Below are 21,948 nucleotides of genomic sequence, written 5' to 3'. Positions count from 1 at the left end.
TCAAACTCAACCCCGACGCCGCCTGGGCCAGACGCACCCAGACGATCCAGGTCCTCGGCCGCGAACAGAGCGCGACCGGCTTCACCAACCTGGTCCCACCCGCCACCCACACCTTCGACCCCGCCACCGGCAACACGGTGACCATCCCCGTCACCGCCAAGACCGCCGACGTACGACTGCAGATCACCACCAACTCCGGCGCCCCCGGCGGACAGGTCGCCGAATTCCAGATCTTCGGCACCCCCGCCGCCAACCCCGACCTCACCGTCACGAACCTCACCTGGGCGCCCGCCTCGCCGACCGCGACGACCGCGATCACGCTGACGGGCACGGTCAGGAACGCCGGCACCGCGCCCTCCGCCGCCACCTCGCTGACCTTCTACGCCGGCGCGGCCAAGGCCGGCACCGCCGCCGTGGGCGCGCTGGCCGCCGGAGCCTCCGCCACCGTGTCGGCGAGCATCGGGACCAGACCGGCCGGGACGTACCAGCTCTCGGCCAAGGCCGACGAGGAGAACAGGGTCGCCGAGCAGAACGAGGCGAACAACACCTTCACCGCGCCGACGTCCCTGGTCGTCGCCGAGGCCCCCGGGCCCGACCTCCAGATCGTCGGCGTCACCGCCGCACCGCCGAACCCCGCCGTCGGAGCGCGGGTCACCTTCACCGTCGCCGTGAAGAACCGCGGCACCAGCACGACCGGCGCCACCACCGTCACCCGGGTCGCGGTCGGCGGCACCACGCTCGACACCCAGACGCCCCCGATCGCCGCGGGCGCGACGGCCGACGTGGCCGTCAACGGCGGCTGGACCGCCACCAGCGGCGGCGCCACCATCACCGCGACCGCAGACGCGACCGGCGCCGTGGACGAGACCGACGAGGGCAACAACACGCTCTCGCAGCAGATCACCGTCGGCCGCGGCGCCTCGGTGCCGTACGTCGAGTACGAGGCCGAATCCGCCGCCTACCAGGGCACCCTGCTGCAGAGCGACCAGTTGCGCACGTTCGGGCACACCAACTTCGCGACCGAGTCCTCGGGCCGCAAGTCGGTCCGGCTGACCGGCACCGGCCAGTACGTCGAGTTCACCTCGGCCAACGCCGCCAACTCGATCGTCGTGCGCAACTCGATCCCGGACGCGCCCGGCGGTGGCGGCATCGAGGCCACGATCAGCCTGTACATCGACGGCGCCTTCGCCCAGAAGCTCACCCTGTCGTCCCGTCATAGCTGGCTGTACGGCACCAGCGACGACCCGGAAGCGCTGACCAACACCCCGCAGGCCGACGCCAGGAGACTGTTCGACGAGGCGCACGCGCTCCTGTCTCGCTCGTACCCGGCCGGCACCAAGTTCCGGCTCCAGCGCGACGCCGGCGACACCGCCGCCTTCTACATCATCGACCTGATCGACCTGGAGCAGGTGGCGCCCGCGGCGGGCAAGCCGGCCGAATGCACCTCCATCACCGACTACGGCGCCGTCCCCGGCGACGGCAACGACGACACCGCCGCCATCCAGCGCGCGGTCACCGACGACCAGAACGGTGCCATCACCTGCGTGTGGATCCCGCCGGGCCAGTGGCGGCAGGAGAAGAAGATCCTCACCGACGACCCGCTGAACCGCGGCCAGTACAACCAGGTCGGCATCAGCAACGTCACGATCCGCGGCGCGGGCATGTGGTACTCCCAGCTCTACACGCTGACCGAGCCGCACCTGGCGCAGGGCATCAACCACCCGCACGAAGGCAACTTCGGCTTCGACATCGACGACAACGTCCAGATCTCCGACGTGGCCATCTTCGGCTCCGGGCGCATCCGCGGCGGACCCGGCGGCGCCGAGGGCGGAGTCGGCCTGAACGGGCGCTTCGGCAGGAACACGAAGATCACCAACGTCTGGATCGAGCACGCCAACGTGGGCGTCTGGGTCGGCCGCGACTACGACAACATCCCCGAGCTGTGGGGGCCGGCCGACGGGCTGCAGTTCAGCGGCATGCGCATCCGCAACACCTACGCCGACGGCATCAACTTCAGCAACGGGACGCGGAACTCACGCGTGTTCAACTCCACCTTCCGCACCACCGGCGACGACTCCCTGGCCGTCTGGGCCAACCGGTTCGTCAAGGACCCGTCGGTGGACATCGCCCACGACAACACGTTCGTCAACAACACCGTCCAGCTTCCGTGGCGGGCGAACGGCATCGCGATCTACGGCGGCTACAACAACAAGATCGAGAACAACCTGATCTACGACACCATGAACTACCCCGGCATCATGCTCGCCACCGACCACGACCCGCTGCCCTTCTCCGGCCAGACCCTGATCGCCAACAACGCGCTGTACCGCTGCGGCGGCGTCTTCTGGGGTGAGGCGCAGAAGTTCGGCGCCATCACGCTGTTCGCCCAGAACAGGGACATCACCGGCGTGACCATCCGCGACACCGACATCTCCGACTCGACCTACGACGGCATCCAGTTCAAGTCGGGCGGCGGCAACATGCCGAACGTCGCCATCACGAACGTCCGGATCGATAGGTCCAACAACGGCGCGGGCATCCTGGCCCATGGCGGCGCGCGCGGCAGCGCGACATTGACCGGCGTCACCATCACCAACTCGGCGACCGGCGACATCGTCAGGGAACCGGGTTCGGGCTTCGTGATCAACGGCGGCTAGACCCACGCCGATCCGGCGGACGAGCGTGCGGCTTGGGCGGGGGTGACGTACCGCCGGAGCCGCCGCCCGTTCGGCGGGTACCGGCCTGGAAGGGACGTGCGCGCCGGGCGAGGACGAGCCCGGCGTCGTGGTCAGTCCACGGTCGGGAAGCGCTGGGTCAGGCCGGTGATGTGCAGCAGCCGGATCACGCGCGGGGGAACGCCGGTCAGGGCCAGCGAGATGCCCTGTCGGCGGGCCCGGCTCTGTACGTCGACCAGAACGCTCAGCCCGCCGGCGCCGCAGAAGGTGACCTGGGACAGGTCGAGGACGAGCAGGCTGGTACTGGAGGCGAGGGCGTTCAGCAGCCGCTGACGCAGGGGCGTCGTGGTGTGGATGTCGATGTCCCCGGACAGGTGCAGCAGAGTAGGTGCCGAGGCGGTCGTCCCGCCGGGCGGGGCCACGTCGATGACGGGCATGGAAGTCTCCTGTTCGGAGCGGTCGGATGAGAAGGGGACGCCTGCCGGCGGGAGATCGGTCGGCCGCCAGAGCGGGCGGTGCCAGAACCGCTCAATCCGGCCGGCAGGCGGCATGTGGGTCACCCCAGGGGCGACGGTGGTGCGACGGAGGACGGTGCCCGCTGACCGGCGACCGATGCGGCCTCGTTCTCTGGGCGGGACGAGCGGTCGGCGGCCGTGTCACGGGGGCTGAACGGTGTGCCTCGATGAGAAAGAACCGGGCTCATTGGTCGCTTGACCTGTCCAGGCCCCTCCGAACAGGGCCGATAGCGGTGGTTCGCCGCGGGCGACGCAGACCTGAATGCCAACGCTCGAAAAGTCCTCGGTGTCGTGAGCTTACCTCACGACCTCTGGAATCGGGCATCTCCGGCCCGCGTGCTCAAGGAGCGCCCATCTCGCCGGACAGCTCCACGGCCCGCCTCCGGTACGACTCCGCCGCCGCCGTGCCGCCCAGGGCGTCGGCGAACATGCGCAGCGTACGGGCCTCGCCTGGGCGATGACCGGTCTCGCGATGGATCTCCAGCGCCGCCTCGAACTCCCGCACCGCACGGCCGCGATCTCCGGCCATCCCCGCGATGCCGGCGCACGCGGTCAGCGCCAGCCCCTCCTGCAGGCGGAAGGACCGTTCGCGGGAGATCCGGAGCGCCTGCTCGGCGTACGTGCCCGCCTCGGCCAGCCCGAGCCCGGTGGCCGCGTACGCCAGCCGGACGAGACCGGAGACCTTCGTGTACGGATTGGCGTCGCCGACCCGCTCCACCGCTTCGTGAAAGCGTTCGATGGCCTGCTCGGGCCGCCCGGTCCCGTCGAGGACCAGGCCCAGCGAGAACAGCGCGCCCGCCTCGGCGAGGTGGTCCTCGAGGTCGCGGCTGCCGGCCAGGGCGCGGTTCGCGAGGTCGCGCGCCTCGTCGTACCGGCCGAGGTCGCACAGGATGTCGGCGAGCGCCGCGGCGCAGTAGGGCTCCAGCAGGTGGTCGGGAGCCCGTTCGAGATGGGCTCTCACCTGGGTGAGGAGCTGGTGCGCCTCGTCGTAGCGCCCCATCAGGTGACAGACGATGCCGAGGTTGGTACGCGCGTTGGCGTGGCGGCCCGTGGAGAACCGCAGGGCGCGGCTGAGATGGTCGTACGCGGGGCCGAGACGGCCGAGCTGGGCGTACACGACGCCGAGATTGCTGTGCTTGACCCCCAGCCCGGCCTCCCTGCCGAGGTGCCGGTCCAGCCGCATGCCCTCTTCGAAACAGCGGGCCGCCTCGGGCAGCCGCCCGTGACGCAGGTAGTTGCCGGCCAGGTTGCCCCGGATGGACGACTGGCCCTCGGCCCACCCGGCCGCGTCGGCGTGGGACAGGGCGCGGGCGTACAGGGACTCCGCGTCGAGTCGTTCGCCGAACGCGTGCGCGTCCGCGAGCACCAGCACGGCCGCGGCCAGACCCGAGACGTCGCCCTCCTCCTCCGCCACGGCCACCGCCACCCGCGCGCACGACAACCAGTCCCTCATGTGTCCGCTCGACCAGAAGTGGCTGCGCAGCGCGTCGGTGAGCAGCCACACCGAGGGCCGGGGGCCGGCCGAGACCGCCTGGTGGACGGCGTCGACGAGGTTGCCGTGCTCGGTGGTCAGCCAGGACAGGGCGGCCGTGGGGTCGTCGAAGACGGCGGGCGTCACGTCGGCGGGGGCGGGGGAGAGCGGCAGGCGGGCCCGGTTGGGGTGCAGGCATTCGACGGCGGCGCGGGCGCTGCGCAGGTACCAGTCGTAGAGCCGGTGCCTGGCCGCCTCCAGGCTCGGCGGGCCCTGCTCGGCGTGGACGCGTTCGGCGGCGTACAGGCGGAGCAGGTCGTGGAGGCGGTAGCGGCCGGGGGCGTAGTGGTGGATCAGGTGGGCGGTGGCCAGCCGGGTGAGCTGCCGACGGGCCTCCTCGGCGGTGGAGCCGCTCAGGGCGGCGGCGGCCTCGACGGTGAAGTCCGCGCCGGGCACCAGGCCGAGCAGCCGGAAGCTCGCCCGCGTCGGCTCGGGCAGGGCCGTGTAGGACAGGTCCAGCGTCCCCCGGACGGCGCTCCGCTCGTCGCCGTCGATGCGCAGCGCGGCGAGCCGGTTGCCCTCGCGCAGCTCGGCGACGTAGTCGGCGACGCTCTGGTACTGGTCGAGCGTCAGGTTCGCCACGGCGATCCGCAGCGCCAGCGGGAGGTGGGCGCACAGCCGGCCGAGCTCGGCGGTGGCCTCCGGCTCCGCCCGCGCGCGGTCGGAACCGAGGATCGAGGCGAGCAACTCGGCGGACTCCTGCGGGGAGAAGACGCCGAGCGTCACGTGGGAGGTGTCGCCGTGCACGGACAGGGCGCGGAGCTGGTCGCGGCTGGTGATCAGCACGACGCCGGCCGAGCCGGGCAGCAGCGGGCGCACCTGCGCCGCGTCGCGGGCGTTGTCCAGCACCATCAGCACGTGACGGGTGGCCAGCACGCTGCGCAGCAGCGCCGAGCGGGCGTCGAGGTCGGCTGGGATGCGCTGGGCGGGCACGTCGAGGCCCTGGAGCAGCACCTCCAGCGCGGTGGCCGGCTCCATCGGGCCGTCCGGGCCGAAACCGCGCAGATTCACGTAGAGCTGACCGTCGGGGAAGTGCCGGCGCGTCCGGTGGCCCCAGTGCACGGCCAGCGCGGTCTTGCCCACACCCGCCGTGCCGGTGATGACAGCGATCCGCACCGGCCGAGCCGACCCACCGGGCCCCGCCAGGCCCGTCCGATCACGGCCTGCCTGGTCCCGGTCCGGCTGGTCACGGTCCTGCTGGTCACGGACTGCCTGGTAGTGGACCGGCCGGTAGTGGGTCGGCTGGTCGCGGGCCGGTTCCAGCAGGCGGTCCAGCGCCATCAGGGCTTCGGCGCGGCCCGTGAACGCGGCGATGTCCGAGGGCAGTTGCCACGGCCGCACATCGGCGGGCACCTGCTGCTCGGCGACCGACCCCAAGACGGCCGCCCCTCCGCCCGCCACGGCGACTGCCTCTCCGGCCGCCGCTATGGCCGCCTCCGCGGCTGCCCTCGCAGGTCCTCCTGCGGGTGACACGACGGGCGGCCCACCAGGCGAAGCACGTGGCACGGTCGCGGGCGGCGTGATGGGCGGCGCTGCGGAGGCTCCTCCGGGTGGCGCGGGGGGCACCGCCGTGGGTGGTGCACCGGGTGTCGTTGTGGGTGGCACGAGGGAGGTCGGGGATGGGAGCAGGAGCCTGGGGTCTCCGGCGAGGATGGACTGGTGCAGGTCGCGGAGCTCGTCGCCCGGATCGATGCCCAGCTCCTCCCGCAGCAGCCCCGCCACCGACCGGTACGCGACCAGGGCCTCGGCCTGGCGGCCGCACCGGTACAGGGCCAGCATGAGCTGGGCCCAGAGCCGTTCCCGCAAGGGGTGCGCGGCGGTCGCCGCCTGCAGTTCGGCGACCACCTGCTCATGCCCGCCGCCCCGCAGACGGAGCTCCAGCCACCGCTCCAGTGTCCGCACCCGCTCTTCCTCCAGGCGGACGGCGTGGTCACGGCGCAGCGCGTCCGACGGCACGTCCGCCAGCGCGGGCCCGCGCCACAGGGCGAGCGCGTCGTGCAGCAGGGCGGCCTCGGCGTCAGGCTCCGCCGTCCGCTCGGCGCGGCGGACGAGCCGGTGGAACCGGGCGACGTCGAGCCCGGCGTCGCCGACCTGGATGAGGTAACCGAACTCCCTGGTGTGGATCAGCCGCCGCCCGTCCCCGCCGTCGTCGAGCGCCTGCCGCAACCGGGCGATGTGGGTGTAGACGGTGGCCCGCGCGTCGTTCGGGGTGTCGCGGTGCCACATGTACGCGATGAGCTGATCGACGGACACGTGCTGGTCGGCGTGCAGGAGCAGCGTGGCCAGCGCGATCCGCTGCTTGGCGGCGGGGATGAGGACGGGCCGGGACGCCCGCACCACGTCGAGGGCGCCCAGGAGGCGGAACCCGACGACGGGGCGCTGCTCGGTCTCTGGGTGCTCGCGGTGCGACAAGCCCGGCTCCTGTCGTAGACGACGTAAGGACTATTTCTCGACCGGCCGGGACGACCTTGTCAAGGAGCCCCGAGGCCGGTTCCGGAAGGCGGTCAGCGGGCCGCGGACGCGGTCAACCGGCCCTGCTCCATCGCCAGCCGCTCCCGCGTCACGCCGAAGGTCTCCGCCGGACGCGCGGCGAGGCGGGCGGCGACCACGGACAACCGCAGCGGCAGGCCGCCGCACAGCAGCAGCACGTCCCGTACGGCCTCCGGCTCGGCGTCGACGCGCTCCGGCCCCACCAGGCGCGACAGCAGCAGGCGCGCCTCGTCTTCCGGCAGCGCACCGAGCCGGCTCTGATGGGCGCCGGCCAGGGGGACGAGCGAGCGGCGGCACGTGACGATGACGCCGCAGCCGGTCCCGCCGGGGATGAGGGGCCGCACCTGGGCGGCGTCGGAGGCGTTGTCCAGGACGACGAGCATCCGGCTGTCGTAGGTGGCCGACCGGAAACGCGCCGCCGCCTCGTCGACCGAGGCGGGGACGGCCGTCGCGGCGAAGCCGCACGAGCGCAGGAAACGGCCGAGCACCTCCAGGGGGCTCAGCGGCCGGAGGCCGGGCGTGGCGCCGTAGAGGTCCACGTAGAGCTGCCCGTCGGGGAAGTGGCCGGCGACCTGGTGGGCGGCGTGGACGGCCAGCGCGGACTTGCCGACGCCGCCGGTACCGACGATCGCGGCGAACGGGCGGGGCCGGCCGGAGGTCAGGTGCGTGCGCAGGTGCGCCAGCTCGGCCGTGCGCCCGGTGAAGGCGCCGGTGCCGGCGGGCAGCTCGGCGGGTGTCGGGACGCCGCCGCCCGTCCGCGACGGCGCGGAGGGCACGTCCTTGCGCGGGATGCGCTGGCGGGCCTGCCGGAGCTCCGGTCCGGGATCGACGCCGAGCTCCGTGGACAGCGCCCGGCGGGCCGTCGCGTACGTCTCCAGCGCCTCGGCCGGACGTCCCGCCTGGGTGTGCGCGCGGACCAACTGGGCCCAGAAGCGCTCGTGCGTCGGGTGCGCCAGCACGGCCGTCTCGAGGTCGGTGATGACCTCGGCGGGCTCGCCCCGGCCGATCTCCACCTCGAACCAGCGCTCCTGCGTACGCATGCGCTCCCGCTCCAGGACCGGCGCCACGTCGCGCTGCAGGGACTCGGAGCCGACGTCGGCCAGCGCGGGCCCCCGCCACAGCGTCAGCGCCTCGCGCAGCAGCCGGGCCTCGCCCACGGCGTCACCCCGTGCCCGGGTCGCGGCGGCCAGCGTGGTGAGGTGGCGGAAGCGCAGGAGGTCGAGCGTCTCCTCGGTGGCCGGCACCGTGTAGCCGGAGTCGCGCCTGGTGATCATCCCGGCCTCGCCCCCGAGAGTCCGGCGGAGCCGGGACATGTGCGTGTGCAGGGAGGCGAGCACGTCCAGCGGGAGCTCGCTCTCCCAGATCCGGTCCATCAGCTCGTCCTTCGTCACGAGCTGGTTGGCCCGCAGCAGCAAGGTGGCCAGCGCGATGCGCTGCTTGCGCGACGCGATGGTGACCGGAGCGGCGTCCCTGGTGATCTCCAGGTGGCCGAGCACCCCGAAACGTAGGCCACGCCCGATGGTCATGCCGTCAATGCCCCCCATCTCGCTGAACTCCTCGTCGATCCCCCGTGATCGCGTCGGTCCCCGGCCGGGCGGCGGAGGGCGAGGCGCGCTTTCCCCCGTGCGTCGCCGTTCCGCGCATGAATCCCCAATCGCGTCAGGGCGGGTGGTACGCCCGCCGGCGCGTGCCTGTGGACGGCAGCAGGGGGAGCATAGACTTGCGTAGGCGGTATGTGTCAACCCATGTTTGAGAAGAAGGCGATCTACTCAAACAACAGTTGGGAGGTGTGGAGTGGCCGAAGAACGGTCCCGAACGCTGGCGGACAAGCTCAACCACCTGTTCGCGACGATCCATCCGGGCGGGCGCGGGCCGTATTCGAACACCGAGGTCGCGGCCGGGATCAGCGCGACGGGCGGCTCGATCACGGACGCCTACATCGGGCTCCTGCGCAGCGGCAAGCGCAGCAACCCGACCTACAACCACCTCAAAGGGCTGGCCGAGTTCTTCGGCGTCAGCGTCAACTACTTCTTCGACGACGAGGTCGCCGCGAAGATCGACTCAGAGCTCGAACTCGTGGTCGCGATGAGGGACAATGACGTGATGCAGATCGCCCTGCGCAGCAAGGACCTGACCCCGCAGAACCGCAGCGCGATCCTCACGATCATCGACCAGATCCGGCAGATGCAGGGCCTGCCTCCCGCGAAATAGAGGGTGAGCCGTTGGGGAGGAGCCTGCGCAGGGCCTGCTCGGCCCGGTTACGAAGCCTGGGTCTGCCGTCACCGCTGACCATGCCGGGCCTCCGCGCGCACCTGGAGGAGGTCAGGGGGCGGCCGATCACCCTGACGCCCCTGCGCGGGCTCGAACCGGGCGGCCCCTGCGGCCTCTGGATCGCGACCCCCGCCACCGACTTCATCCTCTACCGCGACAACACCTCGCCGCTGCACCAGTCCCACATCATCCTGCACGAGTTCTCGCATCTCATCTTCGAGCACGAGCACGGCCTCGAAGGCGACTACCTCCGCCTGCTGCTGCCGAACCTCGGCAGCACCGCCGTCCAGCGGATCCTGGGCCGCTCCGCCTACGCGGTACGCGAGGAGCGGGAAGCGGAGACGCTGGCCTCCCTGCTCGCCCAGCAGATCACCAGTACGCCACCGGACACCGACGACGACCGGTCCGCGCGCGATCGCCGGCTGCGGGAGCTCCTCGAGTGACCCGGACCGGGTGAGCCCATGCTCCTGCGTCTCCTGCACATCGGGATCGCGGCGCTGTGCTGGATCATCCTGGCCGTGAAGGCGGCCGACCTGGTCAGGCGGCCACGGAACCGGGGCCTGCGCAGCCTGGTCGTGATCTGCCTCGGCCTGAGCGTCGCGCTGACGGTGGGGATCCCGCCCGTCTACGCGGCGATCGACCGGCTGACCCACGTCCCCAACGTGGCCAAGCTGATCCAGCACCTGGCCACGCTCGGCGCCGCCGGAGCGATCAGCGTCATGCTCGTGGGCCTCGACCGCGAGCGCCCCGGGGGCGGCGGACGGGCCCGGCGGCGCATCGCCCTCGCCTGCGCCGCCGCGGGCGCGATGACGGTCCTGTTCGTGCTCGCGCCCGTCGACGTCTCCGAGCCGATCCTCTTCGCGGACCGCTATTCGACGGCCGCCCTCGTCCCCGAGTACATGCTGGTGTTCATCGCGATGACGGCCCTCGCCTGCGTGGACATCGCGATCTCCACCTGGCGCTACGGACGGCAGCGGCGGCACACCGCGAGCCGCGCCCTGCGCCTGAGCGTGCGGCTGGTCTCCGCCGCCGCGCTGTTCGGCCTGGCCTACTGCCTTTATAAGGCGCTCTACGTCGCGATCCGGCTCCTGGGTCTCTCGCCGCCGGGCGGGGAGAACGCCGTCTCCACGCCGCTGGCGCTGACCGCCGTCATCCTCGGCGCCACCGGCCTGGCGCTGCCCAAACTGGGCGCGGCGGCCGAGGCGCTCCACAGGCGGCTCGGCTGCCTGCGCGCCTACCGCCGCCTGCGTCCCCTGTGGGCCGACCTGCACGCCGCCATGCCCGAGATCGCCCTGCACCGGCCGCGAACGCGGGAACCCCTGGTCATCCTCGACATCGAATACCGGCTGTACCGCCGCGTCATCGAGATCAACGACGGCATGCTCGCCCTCGACGTCGCCGGGCTGGTCCCGCACGGCGAACCCGACCCTCGCGCGGCCGCCGCCGCTGCCTCGGCCCTGGCGCACGCGCTCCAAAAACGCGACGGACGGCCGGCGGCCGGCGACGCCGCCCAGCCGGCCGGGCAGCCGGAACGTTCCCTGGACGACGAGGTCAGATGGCTGGTCATGGTCGCCGACGCCTACCGTCCCTGAGAGCCCGCTCACGCCGGACGCGGGCGGCGGGGCAGCCGCCGTACGACGACGCCGACGAATCGCCCCGCCGGGACGTATCCGTGGTGCCGCGAGTCATAGGAGAGCGGGAGGTTGTCGCCCACGACCACCAGCTTCGCGGGCGGGACCGCCGTCCCCGCCAGCAGGGGGAAGCCGACCCGCGGCACCGGATCGCCGGGCACCGCCACGGCCCGCTTGATGACGAGGTCCGGGTCCTCCGGCAGGCCGTGGACGGGGTCCCGCCTGATCAGCACCACCTGGCCCGGCCGTACGCGGGCGATCGGGACCCGCCGCACCAGCACCTGGTCGCCGGGCGCGTACGCCGGCTCCATGCTCGGCCCCGCCACCGTCACGAGCAGGTGCCGCCCGCGCGCCCACAGCAGGCAAACGCCCCCGGACAGGGCGAGCACGACGATCACGACGACCACGGGCGGAGTCCCTTCCCTGTCACAGGCCCGTCCGGCCCTCGCTCCCGAAAAACCTGGAAAACCTGACAAGTCTGGCAAGTCCGGCTCACTTGGCTCACCCGGCGAAGACCTCGACGAGGTCGTCGAGCCGGATGACGAGAACCGCGATCACCACGGCCACCGTCGCGGCGATCGCCACTCCGGCGGCATGAAGCGGCCCGGCGTTCCCCGGCCCGGCGAGCAGACCGGTGATCGCCGCCCCCAGCAGCACCGCGTTCCGGACGAGATGCGGCCTGCCGACCGGCGCGGAGGAGGAGCCGAAACACCGGCACGGGGTCCGCACTCCGGCGCGGAGCACCATCGCGATGCCCGCCGAGAAGGCGATCAACAGCCCGGCCGCCACGACCAGCCCCGCCCCGGCGGCCTCCGGCACGACCGTCGACGGCACGACCAGCGACACCGCCACGAAAGCCTCGGCGCCGGCGACCACATAGGCGACGCGCGCCGCCGTGGCGTGACTCACCGCCCGCCACGGCGGCACCGCCGACAGCATCCGCCGCGTCGCCCGCCCGAACTCCGCGAACGCCGCCCGGCCCCGCAGCTTGCCGATCAGGGAGACGCCGAAGACCACGGCGATGAGGCACCGGCAGGCGACGGCCAGATAGTCGGCGATCACGTTACGGGCAGTCCGTCCAGTAGGTCGCGCACCCGCACAGATGCCCGCTGATGCAGTCGTAACAGAGCTTGCCCCGGTAGTTGTGGCCGTTGATCCAGATGCAGCAGGGAATGCATTGGCAGTTGCACCGGTCGATCGCGGACGCCGTGGTGTTCGGCACGAAGGTCTCGAGCAGCCGATCGCTCCACTGTTCCAGCAGTGCTTTCACGGTCACCTCCACAGTAAGGGGAATCGCTGCGCGTATTGTCGCGGCCTCGCCTTTCCCGAAGCTGTCACCTGCCTGTCGCCGCGCATCCGGAGGTCGTGAACCGTCCTGGCCGGCATCGGCGACAGGTTCATGACAGGCCGCGGAAAGCGCCGGACGCCATCGTCGTGTCGTACGCGACCGCTGCTCTGCTCACGGCGATACGGGCAGGCGAACGAAGGGAAGAGGCGCCCATGGTGTTCATCTCGGTGGCAGTGATCCTCGTCGGGGTGCTGTGCCTGCTGGACCTGGTGCTGACGTTCGGCGTCATCCGCCGCCTCCGCGCGCACACCGCCCAGTTGGAGAGCCTGGGCCAGGGCGGCTCCTGGACGAGTGACCTCATCCCCTCCCCGGGATTCGAGGTCGGCGAGGTCACCGCGGCGACGGTCGACGGGGAGACGGTCTCCGCCGAGACGTTCGCCGAGCGGACGCTCGTGGCCTTCTTCGCCCAAGGGTGCACGGCGTGCGAGGAGAAGCTCCCCGAGTTCGTGAGCCACGCCGGCGCCGTGCCCGGCGGCCGGGACCGGGTGCTCGCCGTCGTCTCGGGAGAGCCCGGCCCCATGGCCGAGACGATCGCCGCCCTGGCCTCCGTGGCGCGCGTGGTCACCGGTACGCAGGCCGACCCCGTCGTCGCGGCCTTCGCGGTACGGGCGTTCCCCACGTTCGGCGTGGTCGAGGGCGGTACGGTGCGCGCCATGGACAACGACCTGGCCCGTCTTCCGGCGCCGGTCAGGGCATGAGCGAGGGCACACCCCCCGCTCGCCGTACCGCCCTCGCCCATGTGCTGTCCCTGGCCTGGCGCTCGGCGCCCTGGCACCTGCTGGGTCATCTCCTGCTGACGGCCGCCGGCGTCGCGGTCCCGATCGTGACCGTGTGGCTGACCAAGCTGACCGTGGACGGGCTGGCGTCGCGGGCGTCCTGGGACCTCCTGTGGCCGCCGGCCGCGGGACTGGCCGGGGCCGGGCTGCTGGGCGCGGCCCTTCCGCAGGCCGGCCGGTACCTCATGGCCGAGGCCGGCCGCCGGACGGCGCTGCGGGCCCAGGACCGGCTCTTCGCCGCGCTCGAACGCCTCACCGGGCTGACGCGGTTCGAGGACCCGCCCTTCCTGGACCGGCTGCGGCTCGCCCAGCAGAGCGCCGGCTCGCCCGTACAGATCGTGGAGTCCGGGCTGGGCCTGGGCCGCAACGTCCTGACGGGCCTCGGCATGCTCGGCTCGGTGACCGTGATCAGCCCGCTCGTCACGGTCGTCGTCCTGGTGTCCGGCCTGCCCATGCTCCTCGTGGAGCTGCGCCTGGCGCGGCGGCGGGCGCGGATGATGCGGGACATCACCCCGGCCCAGCGGCGCGAGATGTTCTACGGAGAGCTGCTGGGCAGCGGGCACGCCGCCAAGGAGATCCGCCTGCTCGGGCTCGGCGGATTCCTGCGCGGACGGATGCGCGCCGAGCTGGCGTTGTCCCACACCGCCCAGCGCGCCATGGACCGGCGCGAGCTCACCATGCAGGGCGCCCTGGTGCTGCTGGCGGCCCTGGTCTCCGGGTTCGGCCTGATGTGGGTGATCGCCATGGTGGCGGGCGGCCGGGGCACGGCCGGGGACGTGGCCCTGCTCATCGGGGCGCTCGGCGGCGTACAGGGGGCCCTCGCGGGCGCGGTGGCCGCCACCGCCGACACGCACTACGGGCTCCTGACGTTCGGTCACTACCTGGCCGTGGTCCACGCCGGGCCGGACCTGCCCGCGCCCGCCGCCCCGCGGACCCTGACCCGGCTGCGCCGCGGCATCGAGCTGCGCGACGTGTGGTTCCGCTACAGCGACGAGCACCCGTGGATCCTGCGCGGTGTGAACCTGACCATCCCGCACGGCAGGTCCGTGGCCCTCGTCGGGCTCAACGGATCGGGCAAGAGCACCCTGGTCAAGCTGCTGTGCCGGTTCTACGACCCCGTACGCGGAACGATCTCGTGGGACGGGACCGACCTGCGCGACGTGCCGCCCGACCGGCTCAGGGCCAGGATCGGCGCGGTGTTCCAGGACTTCATGACCTACGACTTCAGCGCAGCCGACAACATCGCCGTCGGCGACCTCACCGCGCGTGGCGACACGCACCGCGTCGAGGCCGCCGGCCGTCAGGCCGGTGTCCACGACACGCTACGGAGCCTGCCCCTCGGCTACGACACGCCGCTGACCAGGATCTACCTGGGCCTGGCCGACCGCGACGACCACAGCACCGGCGTCGTGCCGTCCGGCGGCCAGTGGCAGCGGATCGCGCTGGCCCGGGCCTTCCTGCGGGCCGACCGCGACCTGATGATCCTCGACGAGCCGAGCGCCGGGCTGGACGCCGAGGCCGAGCACGACGTGCACGCGCGGCTGCGGAAGATCCGGGCCGGGCGGACGAGCCTGCTCATTTCCCACCGGCTCGGCGCCGTACGCGACGCGGACCTCATCGCGGTGCTGTCCGGCGGCGTGATCGCCGAATGCGGACGGCACGCGGACCTGATCGCGGCCGGCGGCGCCTACGACCGCCTGTTCACCCTCCAGGCGTCCGGCTACACGCCGGTGCCGTGACACCGGCCGGCGACGGAAGGAGACCCCCTTGCCCACACCGCCCGAGACCGATTCGCCCTTGCGCGCCCCGCACGTCCTGCACCACGCCGTCGACCGGATGGGACGGGCCCGCGCCTACCTGACGGAACCCGTCGGCCTCGACGAGTACCTCCGGATCTGCCGGGCCCTGGAGACGTACGCGTGCGGCGCCGGCGGCAGCAGATGGTCGGTCCGCGGCCTCGTCACCGGCGGCCCGGTCTCACCGCGCGACGTGGCCGCGACGCTCGCCCGCGACACGGCGATCGAGGTCAGCCAGGCCCCCTCCGTCGCCGGCGGCCGGCGCCTCACCTGCCTGTGGACCGCCCGCAACCTCCAGGACCGCCTGCCTCCCCGCCCCGTCCGCGACGCGGTCTTCCGGGAGATCCAGGACGTACGGGCCCGGCAGCGCGAACTCGGCCCCGTCTTCCACGAGCGGGCCCTGCCGATGTTGTCCCGGGCCCGGGACCACGGCCTGAGCCTGGTGTGCAACGACCCGTTCGGCGACTGGGGGTCCGGGGCCGTCGACACCGAGATGTTCGTCCGGCTGGTGACCCACTTCTTCTACGTGGAGCCGGAGACCGCCCACCGCATGGCCCACGGCCACGGCTACTCGACCGGCGGCAACTACGTCTTCGGCATGAACGGCCCCGACGGGCGGCTGATGTGCGTGTTCGTGATGGCCGCCTGGCCGTGGGGGCTCGAACCCACCTACACCATCATCGACCGCGCCCAGCTCAAGGACATCATCGACCTGAGCGTGGCCTCCGTCCTGATGCTCCTGGCCAACGCGCTGATCGTCGATCGCCACGGACCGGACACGCTGGTCATCGGCGAGGCCAACTCGCTCAACGCCCGCCCCTGCCTCCAGGCCGGCTTCGAACCCCTCGAACCGGTCTTCTTCGACGAGGACGCTCACCCGGTGCACACCAACGTCGTGTGGGCCGACAACCCGCTCGGCGACTTCGGCGTCCCGTACGGCTCCGCCCCCCGCGTCCCCGGATACCGGGAGGCGCCGTACGTCAACTACGCCGTCGGCGTCCTCGCGCCGCACAAGGCCGAGCCGTACCGCGACGCCGCGCTGGAGTTCCTGGGCCGGGGGAGATGAGCCCTCAGGGCCGCCCCCGGCCCTGGCCCTCCTCGACCACGGTGGACCGGGGCGCGGTCAGGTCGAGCAGCAGCATCGCGTCATGGTCGGGCGTGCCCGGCTCGGCGACGTAGACGGCGAGCCGCTGGCCGGGGGTGCCCTCCAGGTCCATCGACTGGGCCATGAGGTCGATGGTCCCCACGGCCGGGTGGTGGAAGGTCTTGTGGGTGCGCCTGCGGCCGGTCACGTCGTAGCGCTCCCAGAGCCTGGCGAAGTCGGGGCTCTTCAGCAGCAGCTCGCCGACGAGGCCGGCCAGGTCGGGGGCGTCCGGCGCGGTGCCGGCCTGGGCGCGCAGGCGGGCCGCACAGCCGCGGACCTGGTTGTCCCAGTCGGGGAACAGCTCGCGGGAGGCGGGGTGCAGGAACAGGTAGCGGGCCAGGTTGCGCTGCTTGACCGGCCAGTCGTCCAGGCCCGCGTACAGGGCGAGCCCGCCGGGGTTCCAGGCGAGCAGGTCCATGCTGCGGCTGATGACGTAGGCCGGGCTGGGGCGCATCGTCTCCAGCAGCAGCCTCAGGTGGGGGCGTACGGCGCGGGTGGGCGGCGGCGGGGGCTCGGGAGCGTACCGGGCGGCGCGGGCGGCCAGCTCGCGCAGGTGCTGGTGCTCCTGGTCGTCGAGCTGGAGGGCGCGGGCGAGGGCGTCGATCACCGAGGGGCTCGGACGGGTCTCCTTGCCGCGTTCGAGACGCACGTAGTAGTCGATGCTGATCCCGGAGAGCGTGGCCAGCTCTTCCCGGCGCAGCCCCGGCGTCCGGCGCAGGCCGGGACCGACGGACAGCCCCACCTGCTCGGGCCCGGTCTGGGTACGGCGGGCGCGCAGGAACCGGCCCAGCTCCGTGTCGCTGCCGCCGGTGCTCTGCTGGTTGGCCATGTCTCCAGTGTCACACCGCGCTGACCTGCGCGGCGGCCAGGTGGGGGGCCGTGTCACTACCCCGAACAGGCCTCCCTGGCACCGCGTCCGTACCGGGGCGAGGCTGGATCCCATGACGAAGCGGCGCTCGTTCCTCCGTGGCGTGTTCCTGGCGGGCGCGGCCATGACGGCCGGTGCCCCGCTGAGCGGCTGCGCCACCGCCCCGCCCCGCGCGACCGCCCCCGGGCCCGTGGATCGGCCCGCGGGGTCCGTCCTGCTGGTCTACTTCTCCCGTGCCGGTGAGAACTACCACTACGGAGGCCGCCGCCACCTCAAGGTGGGCAACACCGAGGTCCTGGCCCGGCTGATCGCCGGCCGCCTCGGCTGCGACGTCTACCGTGTCCGGCCGGCCGACCCCTACCCCGGCGACTACTCCGAGACCGTCGAGCGCAACGTTCGCGAACAGGACGCCGGCGCGCGCCCGGCGATCGCCGGCCGGCTGCCCTCGCTCGACCACTACGGCACGGTGCTGCTGGCCGGCCCCATCTGGAACGTCCGGGCACCCATGATCATGACGACCTTCACCGAGAGCCTCGACTTCCGCGGCAAGACCGTCATCCCCATCACGACCCACGCCATGAGCGGGCTGGGGACCACCGAGCGCGACTACGCCGCCTCATGCCCGGGCGCGACCATCGGGCACGGCCTCGCCGTGCGCGGCGAGGAGGCCGCCGCCGCCCGGCCGGAGGTGGACGCATGGCTGCGCCGCATCGGCCGCCTCGCCTAGGATCTGCCCGCTTTCGGTCCTTCTGGCCTGCCGCGCCTTTCTCTTGACACGTGATCATCAGGCGTTCCATACTCCTCTCGAAGCGCCTCAAATAGCCTTCCAGGCCTCTCTCGAACACCCGACTTCGCGCGTCGTCGCGTTTTTCCGGCCCTTTCCGTGAGTCATTCACGACACCCCCCCTCATGGCGCAAGGAGTGACCTCTCCACATGCATTCGGGAGTGCTGATAAGTAACGCTCGACGGGGATTCCTGGCGGCCCTCGGCTAAAGGAGGCCGTCCTGTGCTACGGCGACTTGGCGCTCTCATTCTCACCGTGGTCTTCTTCTCACCGTGGTCTTCGTGACCGGGTGCTCGGCCCATGAGGAGCCCGTTCTCTACCGGGCCGACTATCCCCAGTACGAAACCGCCGACGCGCTCTTCGACCGGACGAACCTGGTGGTCGAGGCCCGCATCATCGGCGAGCCGCGCTATCTCCAGGAAGTGGCGCAGGCACCGGATCCGGCCGAGACGGATCCCGCGCTCAACCCCCAGGCGGGCGCCCCCGCCGCAGTGGCCGCCCAGCCCGAGGCCCCGCCGGTGGTCATCACCGTCTACACCGCCCAGATCCTGAAGGTCTTCAAGGGCCAGGCCCAGGTGGGGCAGTCGGTCGAGGTCAAGGAACTCGGGGGTGTCTTCGACGGGGTGACCTACCAGGAGGAGCACACCACCCCGCTGAACCAGGACAGGGGATACGTCCTGTTCCTGGAGGCCTATCCCGACTCGCCGGCCGCGCTGCTCAACCCGGTCCAGGCCAAGTATCCGCTGGACGCCGCGAGCAACCCCGCGCCGCTGCCGGAGAACTCCATCAAGCTGACGCGCGCCGAACTGGAGACGATGTCCTAGGGCGTCCTGAGGCGTCCTGAGCGACGCCGCCCGAAGACGAAAGGCCCGCCTGGTGCGGGCCTTTCGCATGCCGGGCCCACCGGCGGATGTCGCGGAGCACGTGGTGACGCCCCGCCCAGGTGTCACTACTCTTTGTATGTCATCCGTCACAGAAAGAGAGACCTCATGTTCGTAGCCTTGGTGGGCGTCGCCGTGGCGCTGGCCGCGGCCGCCGTCGTGGGCCTGGCCGCCCACCTCGCCGGCCGGGCCATCTCCGAGCAGGTCCGGCAGGACTTCCGCGAGGGCAGCGGCCTGGTGACCGGCATCGTCGGCACGCTGTTCGCGATCAGCGTCGGCCTCGTGGTCGTGGCCGCCTGGAACCAGGTCAACTCGGCCACCCAGACCACCTCCACCGAGGCCAGCAACCTGGTCGACGTCTACTGGTACTCCCGCAGCCTGCCCGAGCCGCAGCGTGAGACGCTGCGACGCCTGGCCGACGAGTACGCCACCACGGTGATCCGCGAGGAATGGCCGCTCATGGCCGAGCAGCGAACCCTGTCACCGGCGGCCTGGCGCTCGGTCGAGCAGTTGCGCGCCTTCTTCCAGACCATCGAGCCGAGCACCGGCGCCGCCTCCACCCGCTACGGGCAGGCCATGAACCGCATTCAGGCCGTGCTCGACGCCCGCAGGGCCCGAGCGCAGATGGCCGACACCGGAGTGCCGCCGCTGCTGTGGATCGCCCTGGCCGGCTGCGGGCTCATCGCCGTGCTGCCGGCGGTCGTGTGCGGCGGCCCGGTCCGCAAGGTGCACGTCACCATGGCGGCCGTGGTCGGAGGGCTCGTGGGCATGGTGCTGTTCCTGGTCTACCAGCTCGACTTCCCGTTCAGCGGCGGCGTGACGATCTCGCCCGAGGCCTTCGAACAGGCCCTCGACCGCTTCGCGAGCATCCGCTCCCTCGGCGCCGGTTAGCCCCATCGGGGACGGGAGGTCCCCGGCCTGATCGCGGCCGGGAACCCTCCTGTTCACCAGGCGCGCGTGCGGCCGACCCACACGTTGCGGGCGCGGAAGTGCGTGTCGCCGGTCGGTCCCGGCAGTTGCGTGGCCCAGCCGGCGTCGCCGGGGCCGTCGAGACCGGACGCGTAGGAGCCCATCTGCAGGTTGAGGATGAGCCGCTGCGGGACGCCCGCCCAGTTCTTCCCGCGGTGGGTCGCCACCCACTCGCCGTCGAAGTAGTAGTCGAGCATGACGTCGTCGCCCTCTTTGTACATCCAGACCCGGTACTTGTGCCAGGCGGTGGACGTGGCGACGGCGACCTGCGCCCGCGTGACGAAGTAGTCCTCCCCCTCCTCTTCGCCCTCATCGCCGCTGGAGGTCTTGTTCCAGGTGTTGAAGAGGTTGGTGGAATCGCCGACGAATTCCAGGATGTCGCTCTCCGGCGGCCAGGCCGGCCAGGTCCCGGTCGTCCAGAATGCCGGCCAGATGCCCGGCCCGGTCTGCGTGCTGAACTCGCCCTCGATGTCGTACTCGGGGAACTGGTCGTTGACGATGATCTGGTCCTTGGCGTGGACGGCGCCGGAGCGGTACCACAGCGGAGCGAACGGCTGGTGCGGGCTGGTCCCGTCCGCCGAGGAGAGCCGGGTCGCCGTCAGCGTCAGCACACCCTGGGAGAGCGAGACCTGGCCGGCGTGCATCCGGGCCGCGCCGTTGTGGGTGTCGGCGTCGCCGTCCCAGGGGTAGAGGTGGTTCCACTCCTGGTCGAAGGCCGTCCAGCTACTGAAGGACGTCTTCTCGATGATGTTCTCCCACGTCGCCGCGGCGCGGCGGGTGCGGGCCGAGGACGCGGCCCGCGCGCCGGCGGGGACCGCCGTCAGTCCCAGGGACAGGCCGCCGACGGCCGCGGCCGAGGCCAGGAGCCGACGGCGGTTGAGGCCTTGCTCGGACATGAGTTCCTCTCTTCCCGTGCGTGCCGGGTTCGCCACAACATCCTCATCCGGGTCGATGATCATGATTGGGCGGCAACAGTATGCCGCACAGAACGATCTTCCGCGAGGGTGTCGTGCCGAGCGCCTCCGTACGGGCCGGGCCTGGCATGTCCGTTTGGCGTCGGTCACCAGGTGACGGGCAGCTCCGGCATGCCGTACACGGTGGCCTCGTCCTTGAAGGTGAGCTGGTCGGCGGGGACGGCCAGGCGCAGGCCGGGGACGCGCCGGAACAGGGTGTTGAAGACGATCTCCAGCTCCACCCGGGCCAGGTTCTGGCCGAGGCACTGGTGGGCGCCGTAGCCGAAGGCCAGATGGTTGCGCGCGCCGCGGTCGATGTCGAAGCGCTGCGGGTCCTCGAACACCTCCGGGTCGCGGTTGCCGGCGTTGGCCAGCATGAGCACGCCGGACCCGGCCGGGATCACCGTGCCGCCGAGCTCCACGTCCTCCAGGGTGACCCGGGCCATGGCGAACTCGGCGATGGTGAAGTACCGCAGCAGCTCCTCGACGGCGTTCGCCGTCTTCTCCGGGTCCTCGCGCATCGCCGCCAGCGCCTCGGGCTCCTGCAGCAGCAGGTACGTCCCGAGCGAGATCATGTTCGCGGTGGTCTCGTGTCCGGCGATCAGCAGCAGGAACGCGAGACTGAGCAGCGCCGGATGGTCCACCTCGCCGCTCTCGCGCTGCTTGGCGATCTGTCGGCCGAGCAGGTCGTCGGTCGGCTCCTGCTCCTTGGTCTTGATCAGCTTGTCCAGGTAGACGGCCAGCTCCAGGACCGCGTGGTGGCGCTCCTGGTCGGTGGCGCGGCGGTTGAGCAACTGCGCCGAGTGCACCTGGAAGAAGTCGTGGTCGTCGTACGGCACGCCGAGCAGCTCGCAGATCACCAGGGAGGGCACCGGCAGGGCCAGCGCGCTCACCAGGTCGGCCGGGCGAGGCCCTTCGAGCATGGCGTCGAGGTGCTCGTCCACGATCTCCTGCATGCGCGGGCGCAGCGCCGCGATCCGCCGGACGGTGAACTCGCCGATCACCGCGCGCCGGGCCGGGCCGTGCTCCGGCGGGTCCATCTCCAGCATCATCTTCGGCAGCGGCGACGCGGCCATCCCGCCCTGCCCGGACAGCCGCGGCATGTTGGGGTTGCGGCGGTCGGCGCTGAAGCGCGGATCGGTGAGGACCGTGCGGATGTCCTCATAGCGGGCGGTCACCCAGGCGTCGCTCCCGGTCGGCAGCGTGACCTTGGCGACCGGCTGCTCGCGCAGGAGGCGCAGGTGCTGCTCGGGCGGGGCGTAAGGGCAGCTACGGGTGGTCTCGAGCGTCGCAGCGGGGTCAATCGTCAAAGCTC

The 21,948-nt window shown here is 72.0% G+C and carries 19 protein-coding genes; 10 read left to right on the top strand and 9 right to left on the bottom strand.

The annotated features are described in order from the left end of the window. Nucleotides 1–2,657, top strand: a 2,657-nt coding sequence (locus AB0I15_RS41315) for a CARDB domain-containing protein (RefSeq protein ID WP_358108681.1), incomplete at its 5' end; no start/stop codon positions are given. 131 nt (nt 2,658–2,788) lie between these two features. Here the strand turns inward: AB0I15_RS41315 and AB0I15_RS41310 are convergent. The 3 genes from AB0I15_RS41310 to AB0I15_RS41300 all read right to left on the bottom strand — a co-directional run bounded on the left by AB0I15_RS41310 (nt 2,789) and on the right by AB0I15_RS41300 (nt 8,755). Further along, complete coding sequence (locus tag AB0I15_RS41310) at nt 2,789–3,112, bottom strand: STAS domain-containing protein (RefSeq protein WP_358108678.1); 324 nt, start codon at nt 3,110–3,112, stop codon at nt 2,789–2,791. A 418-nt stretch (nt 3,113–3,530) separates the two neighbouring features. Continuing rightward, nucleotides 3,531–7,133 carry a BTAD domain-containing putative transcriptional regulator gene (locus AB0I15_RS41305; protein ID WP_358108674.1) on the bottom strand — a complete coding sequence of 1,201 codons (3,603 nt, stop codon included), beginning with the start codon at nt 7,131–7,133 and terminating at the stop codon, nt 3,531–3,533. 92 nt (nt 7,134–7,225) lie between these two features. Next, nucleotides 7,226–8,755 carry a BTAD domain-containing putative transcriptional regulator gene (locus AB0I15_RS41300; protein ID WP_358108671.1) on the bottom strand — a complete coding sequence of 510 codons (1,530 nt, stop codon included), beginning with the start codon at nt 8,753–8,755 and terminating at the stop codon, nt 7,226–7,228. Between the two features lie 250 nt (nt 8,756–9,005). Here AB0I15_RS41300 and AB0I15_RS41295 point away from each other — a divergent pair, with 250 nt between their 5' ends. From AB0I15_RS41295 to AB0I15_RS41285, 3 genes are read left to right on the top strand one after another with little or no spacing between them, the layout of a single operon-like run. Beyond that, nucleotides 9,006–9,422, top strand: a complete 417-nt coding sequence (locus AB0I15_RS41295; RefSeq protein WP_358108667.1) for a helix-turn-helix domain-containing protein — start codon at nt 9,006–9,008, stop codon at nt 9,420–9,422. Between the two features lie 11 nt (nt 9,423–9,433). After that, on the top strand, nt 9,434–9,925 hold the full coding sequence (locus AB0I15_RS41290; protein ID WP_358108664.1) for a hypothetical protein: 492 nt from the start codon (nt 9,434–9,436) through the stop codon (nt 9,923–9,925). 18 nt (nt 9,926–9,943) lie between these two features. Next, nucleotides 9,944–11,074 carry an MAB_1171c family putative transporter gene (locus tag AB0I15_RS41285; RefSeq protein WP_358108661.1) on the top strand — a complete coding sequence of 377 codons (1,131 nt, stop codon included), beginning with the start codon at nt 9,944–9,946 and terminating at the stop codon, nt 11,072–11,074. A gap of 8 nt (nt 11,075–11,082) precedes the next feature. Here AB0I15_RS41285 and AB0I15_RS41280 read toward each other — a convergent pair whose 3' ends face one another. The 3 genes from AB0I15_RS41280 to AB0I15_RS41270 all read right to left on the bottom strand — a co-directional run bounded on the left by AB0I15_RS41280 (nt 11,083) and on the right by AB0I15_RS41270 (nt 12,383). Continuing rightward, nucleotides 11,083–11,520, bottom strand: a complete 438-nt coding sequence (locus AB0I15_RS41280) for a S26 family signal peptidase (protein ID WP_358108658.1) — start codon at nt 11,518–11,520, stop codon at nt 11,083–11,085. Between the two features lie 94 nt (nt 11,521–11,614). Further along, a complete protein-coding gene (locus AB0I15_RS41275; RefSeq protein ID WP_358108656.1) occupies nt 11,615–12,175 on the bottom strand; it encodes a MauE/DoxX family redox-associated membrane protein in 561 nt (186 codons plus the stop codon). Between the two features lies 1 nt (nt 12,176). Further along, nucleotides 12,177–12,383 (bottom strand): hypothetical protein, encoded by a 207-nt coding sequence (locus AB0I15_RS41270; RefSeq protein ID WP_358108653.1) that lies wholly within the window; start codon nt 12,381–12,383, stop codon nt 12,177–12,179. 230 nt (nt 12,384–12,613) lie between these two features. Here AB0I15_RS41270 and AB0I15_RS41265 point away from each other — a divergent pair, with 230 nt between their 5' ends. The 3 genes from AB0I15_RS41265 to AB0I15_RS41255 are packed head-to-tail and all read left to right on the top strand — an operon-like array spanning nt 12,614 to nt 16,099. Beyond that, nucleotides 12,614–13,159, top strand: a complete 546-nt coding sequence (locus AB0I15_RS41265) for a hypothetical protein (protein WP_358108650.1) — start codon at nt 12,614–12,616, stop codon at nt 13,157–13,159. Then, nucleotides 13,156–14,976, top strand: a complete 1,821-nt coding sequence (locus AB0I15_RS41260) for an ABC transporter ATP-binding protein (protein ID WP_358108647.1) — start codon at nt 13,156–13,158, stop codon at nt 14,974–14,976. The genes AB0I15_RS41265 and AB0I15_RS41260 overlap by 4 nt, the downstream gene beginning before the upstream one ends. A 28-nt stretch (nt 14,977–15,004) precedes the next feature. Beyond that, nucleotides 15,005–16,099: a hypothetical protein gene (locus AB0I15_RS41255; protein ID WP_358108644.1), complete on the top strand. Its 1,095-nt coding sequence runs from the start codon at nt 15,005–15,007 to the stop codon at nt 16,097–16,099. Between the two features lie 4 nt (nt 16,100–16,103). Here AB0I15_RS41255 and AB0I15_RS41250 read toward each other — a convergent pair whose 3' ends face one another. Continuing rightward, a complete protein-coding gene (locus tag AB0I15_RS41250) occupies nt 16,104–17,006 on the bottom strand; it encodes a helix-turn-helix transcriptional regulator (protein ID WP_358108641.1) in 903 nt (300 codons plus the stop codon). A 112-nt stretch (nt 17,007–17,118) separates the two neighbouring features. Here AB0I15_RS41250 and AB0I15_RS41245 point away from each other — a divergent pair, with 112 nt between their 5' ends. From AB0I15_RS41245 to AB0I15_RS41235, 3 genes are all read left to right on the top strand, one after another. Next, the gene (locus AB0I15_RS41245) at nt 17,119–17,772 is read left to right on the top strand and encodes a flavodoxin (RefSeq protein ID WP_358108638.1); all 654 of its coding nucleotides are present in this window, start codon (nt 17,119–17,121) and stop codon (nt 17,770–17,772) included. A 339-nt stretch (nt 17,773–18,111) separates the two neighbouring features. Further along, nucleotides 18,112–18,654, top strand: coding sequence for a hypothetical protein (locus AB0I15_RS41240; RefSeq protein WP_358108636.1), 543 nt, complete (start codon nt 18,112–18,114; stop codon nt 18,652–18,654). A gap of 165 nt (nt 18,655–18,819) precedes the next feature. Then, nucleotides 18,820–19,602, top strand: a complete 783-nt coding sequence (locus AB0I15_RS41235; RefSeq protein WP_358108633.1) for a DUF4239 domain-containing protein — start codon at nt 18,820–18,822, stop codon at nt 19,600–19,602. A gap of 53 nt (nt 19,603–19,655) precedes the next feature. Here AB0I15_RS41235 and AB0I15_RS41230 read toward each other — a convergent pair whose 3' ends face one another. Both AB0I15_RS41230 and AB0I15_RS41225 read right to left on the bottom strand, forming a co-directional pair. After that, nucleotides 19,656–20,576, bottom strand: coding sequence for a family 16 glycosylhydrolase (locus tag AB0I15_RS41230; RefSeq protein WP_358108630.1), 921 nt, complete (start codon nt 20,574–20,576; stop codon nt 19,656–19,658). Nucleotides 20,577–20,740: 164 nt separating this feature from the next. Continuing rightward, nucleotides 20,741–21,943, bottom strand: coding sequence for a cytochrome P450 (locus AB0I15_RS41225; RefSeq protein WP_358108627.1), 1,203 nt, complete (start codon nt 21,941–21,943; stop codon nt 20,741–20,743). Nucleotides 21,944–21,948 lie beyond the last annotated feature (5 nt).

The organism is Nonomuraea sp. NPDC050643 (assembly GCF_040654715.1).
GTDB lineage: Bacteria > Actinomycetota > Actinomycetes > Streptosporangiales > Streptosporangiaceae > Nonomuraea.
This window is presented reverse-complemented; position numbering and strand designations above follow the sequence as displayed.

Excerpts from the sequence above, each read along its gene's own strand:
- AB0I15_RS41265 (WP_358108650.1), top strand. The coding sequence starts at position 12,614 with ATGGTGTTCATCTCGGTGGCAGTGATCCTCGTCGGGGTGCTGTGCCTG.
- AB0I15_RS41285 (WP_358108661.1), top strand. The coding sequence starts at position 9,944 with ATGCTCCTGCGTCTCCTGCACATCGGGATCGCGGCGCTGTGCTGGATC.
- AB0I15_RS41260 (WP_358108647.1), top strand. The coding sequence starts at position 13,156 with ATGAGCGAGGGCACACCCCCCGCTCGCCGTACCGCCCTCGCCCATGTG.
- AB0I15_RS41230 (WP_358108630.1), bottom strand. The coding sequence starts at position 20,576 with ATGTCCGAGCAAGGCCTCAACCGCCGTCGGCTCCTGGCCTCGGCCGCG.
- AB0I15_RS41245 (WP_358108638.1), top strand. The coding sequence starts at position 17,119 with ATGACGAAGCGGCGCTCGTTCCTCCGTGGCGTGTTCCTGGCGGGCGCG.
- AB0I15_RS41310 (WP_358108678.1), bottom strand. The coding sequence starts at position 3,112 with ATGCCCGTCATCGACGTGGCCCCGCCCGGCGGGACGACCGCCTCGGCA.
- AB0I15_RS41235 (WP_358108633.1), top strand. The coding sequence starts at position 18,820 with ATGTTCGTAGCCTTGGTGGGCGTCGCCGTGGCGCTGGCCGCGGCCGCC.
- AB0I15_RS41300 (WP_358108671.1), bottom strand. The coding sequence starts at position 8,755 with ATGGGGGGCATTGACGGCATGACCATCGGGCGTGGCCTACGTTTCGGG.
- AB0I15_RS41250 (WP_358108641.1), bottom strand. The coding sequence starts at position 17,006 with ATGGCCAACCAGCAGAGCACCGGCGGCAGCGACACGGAGCTGGGCCGG.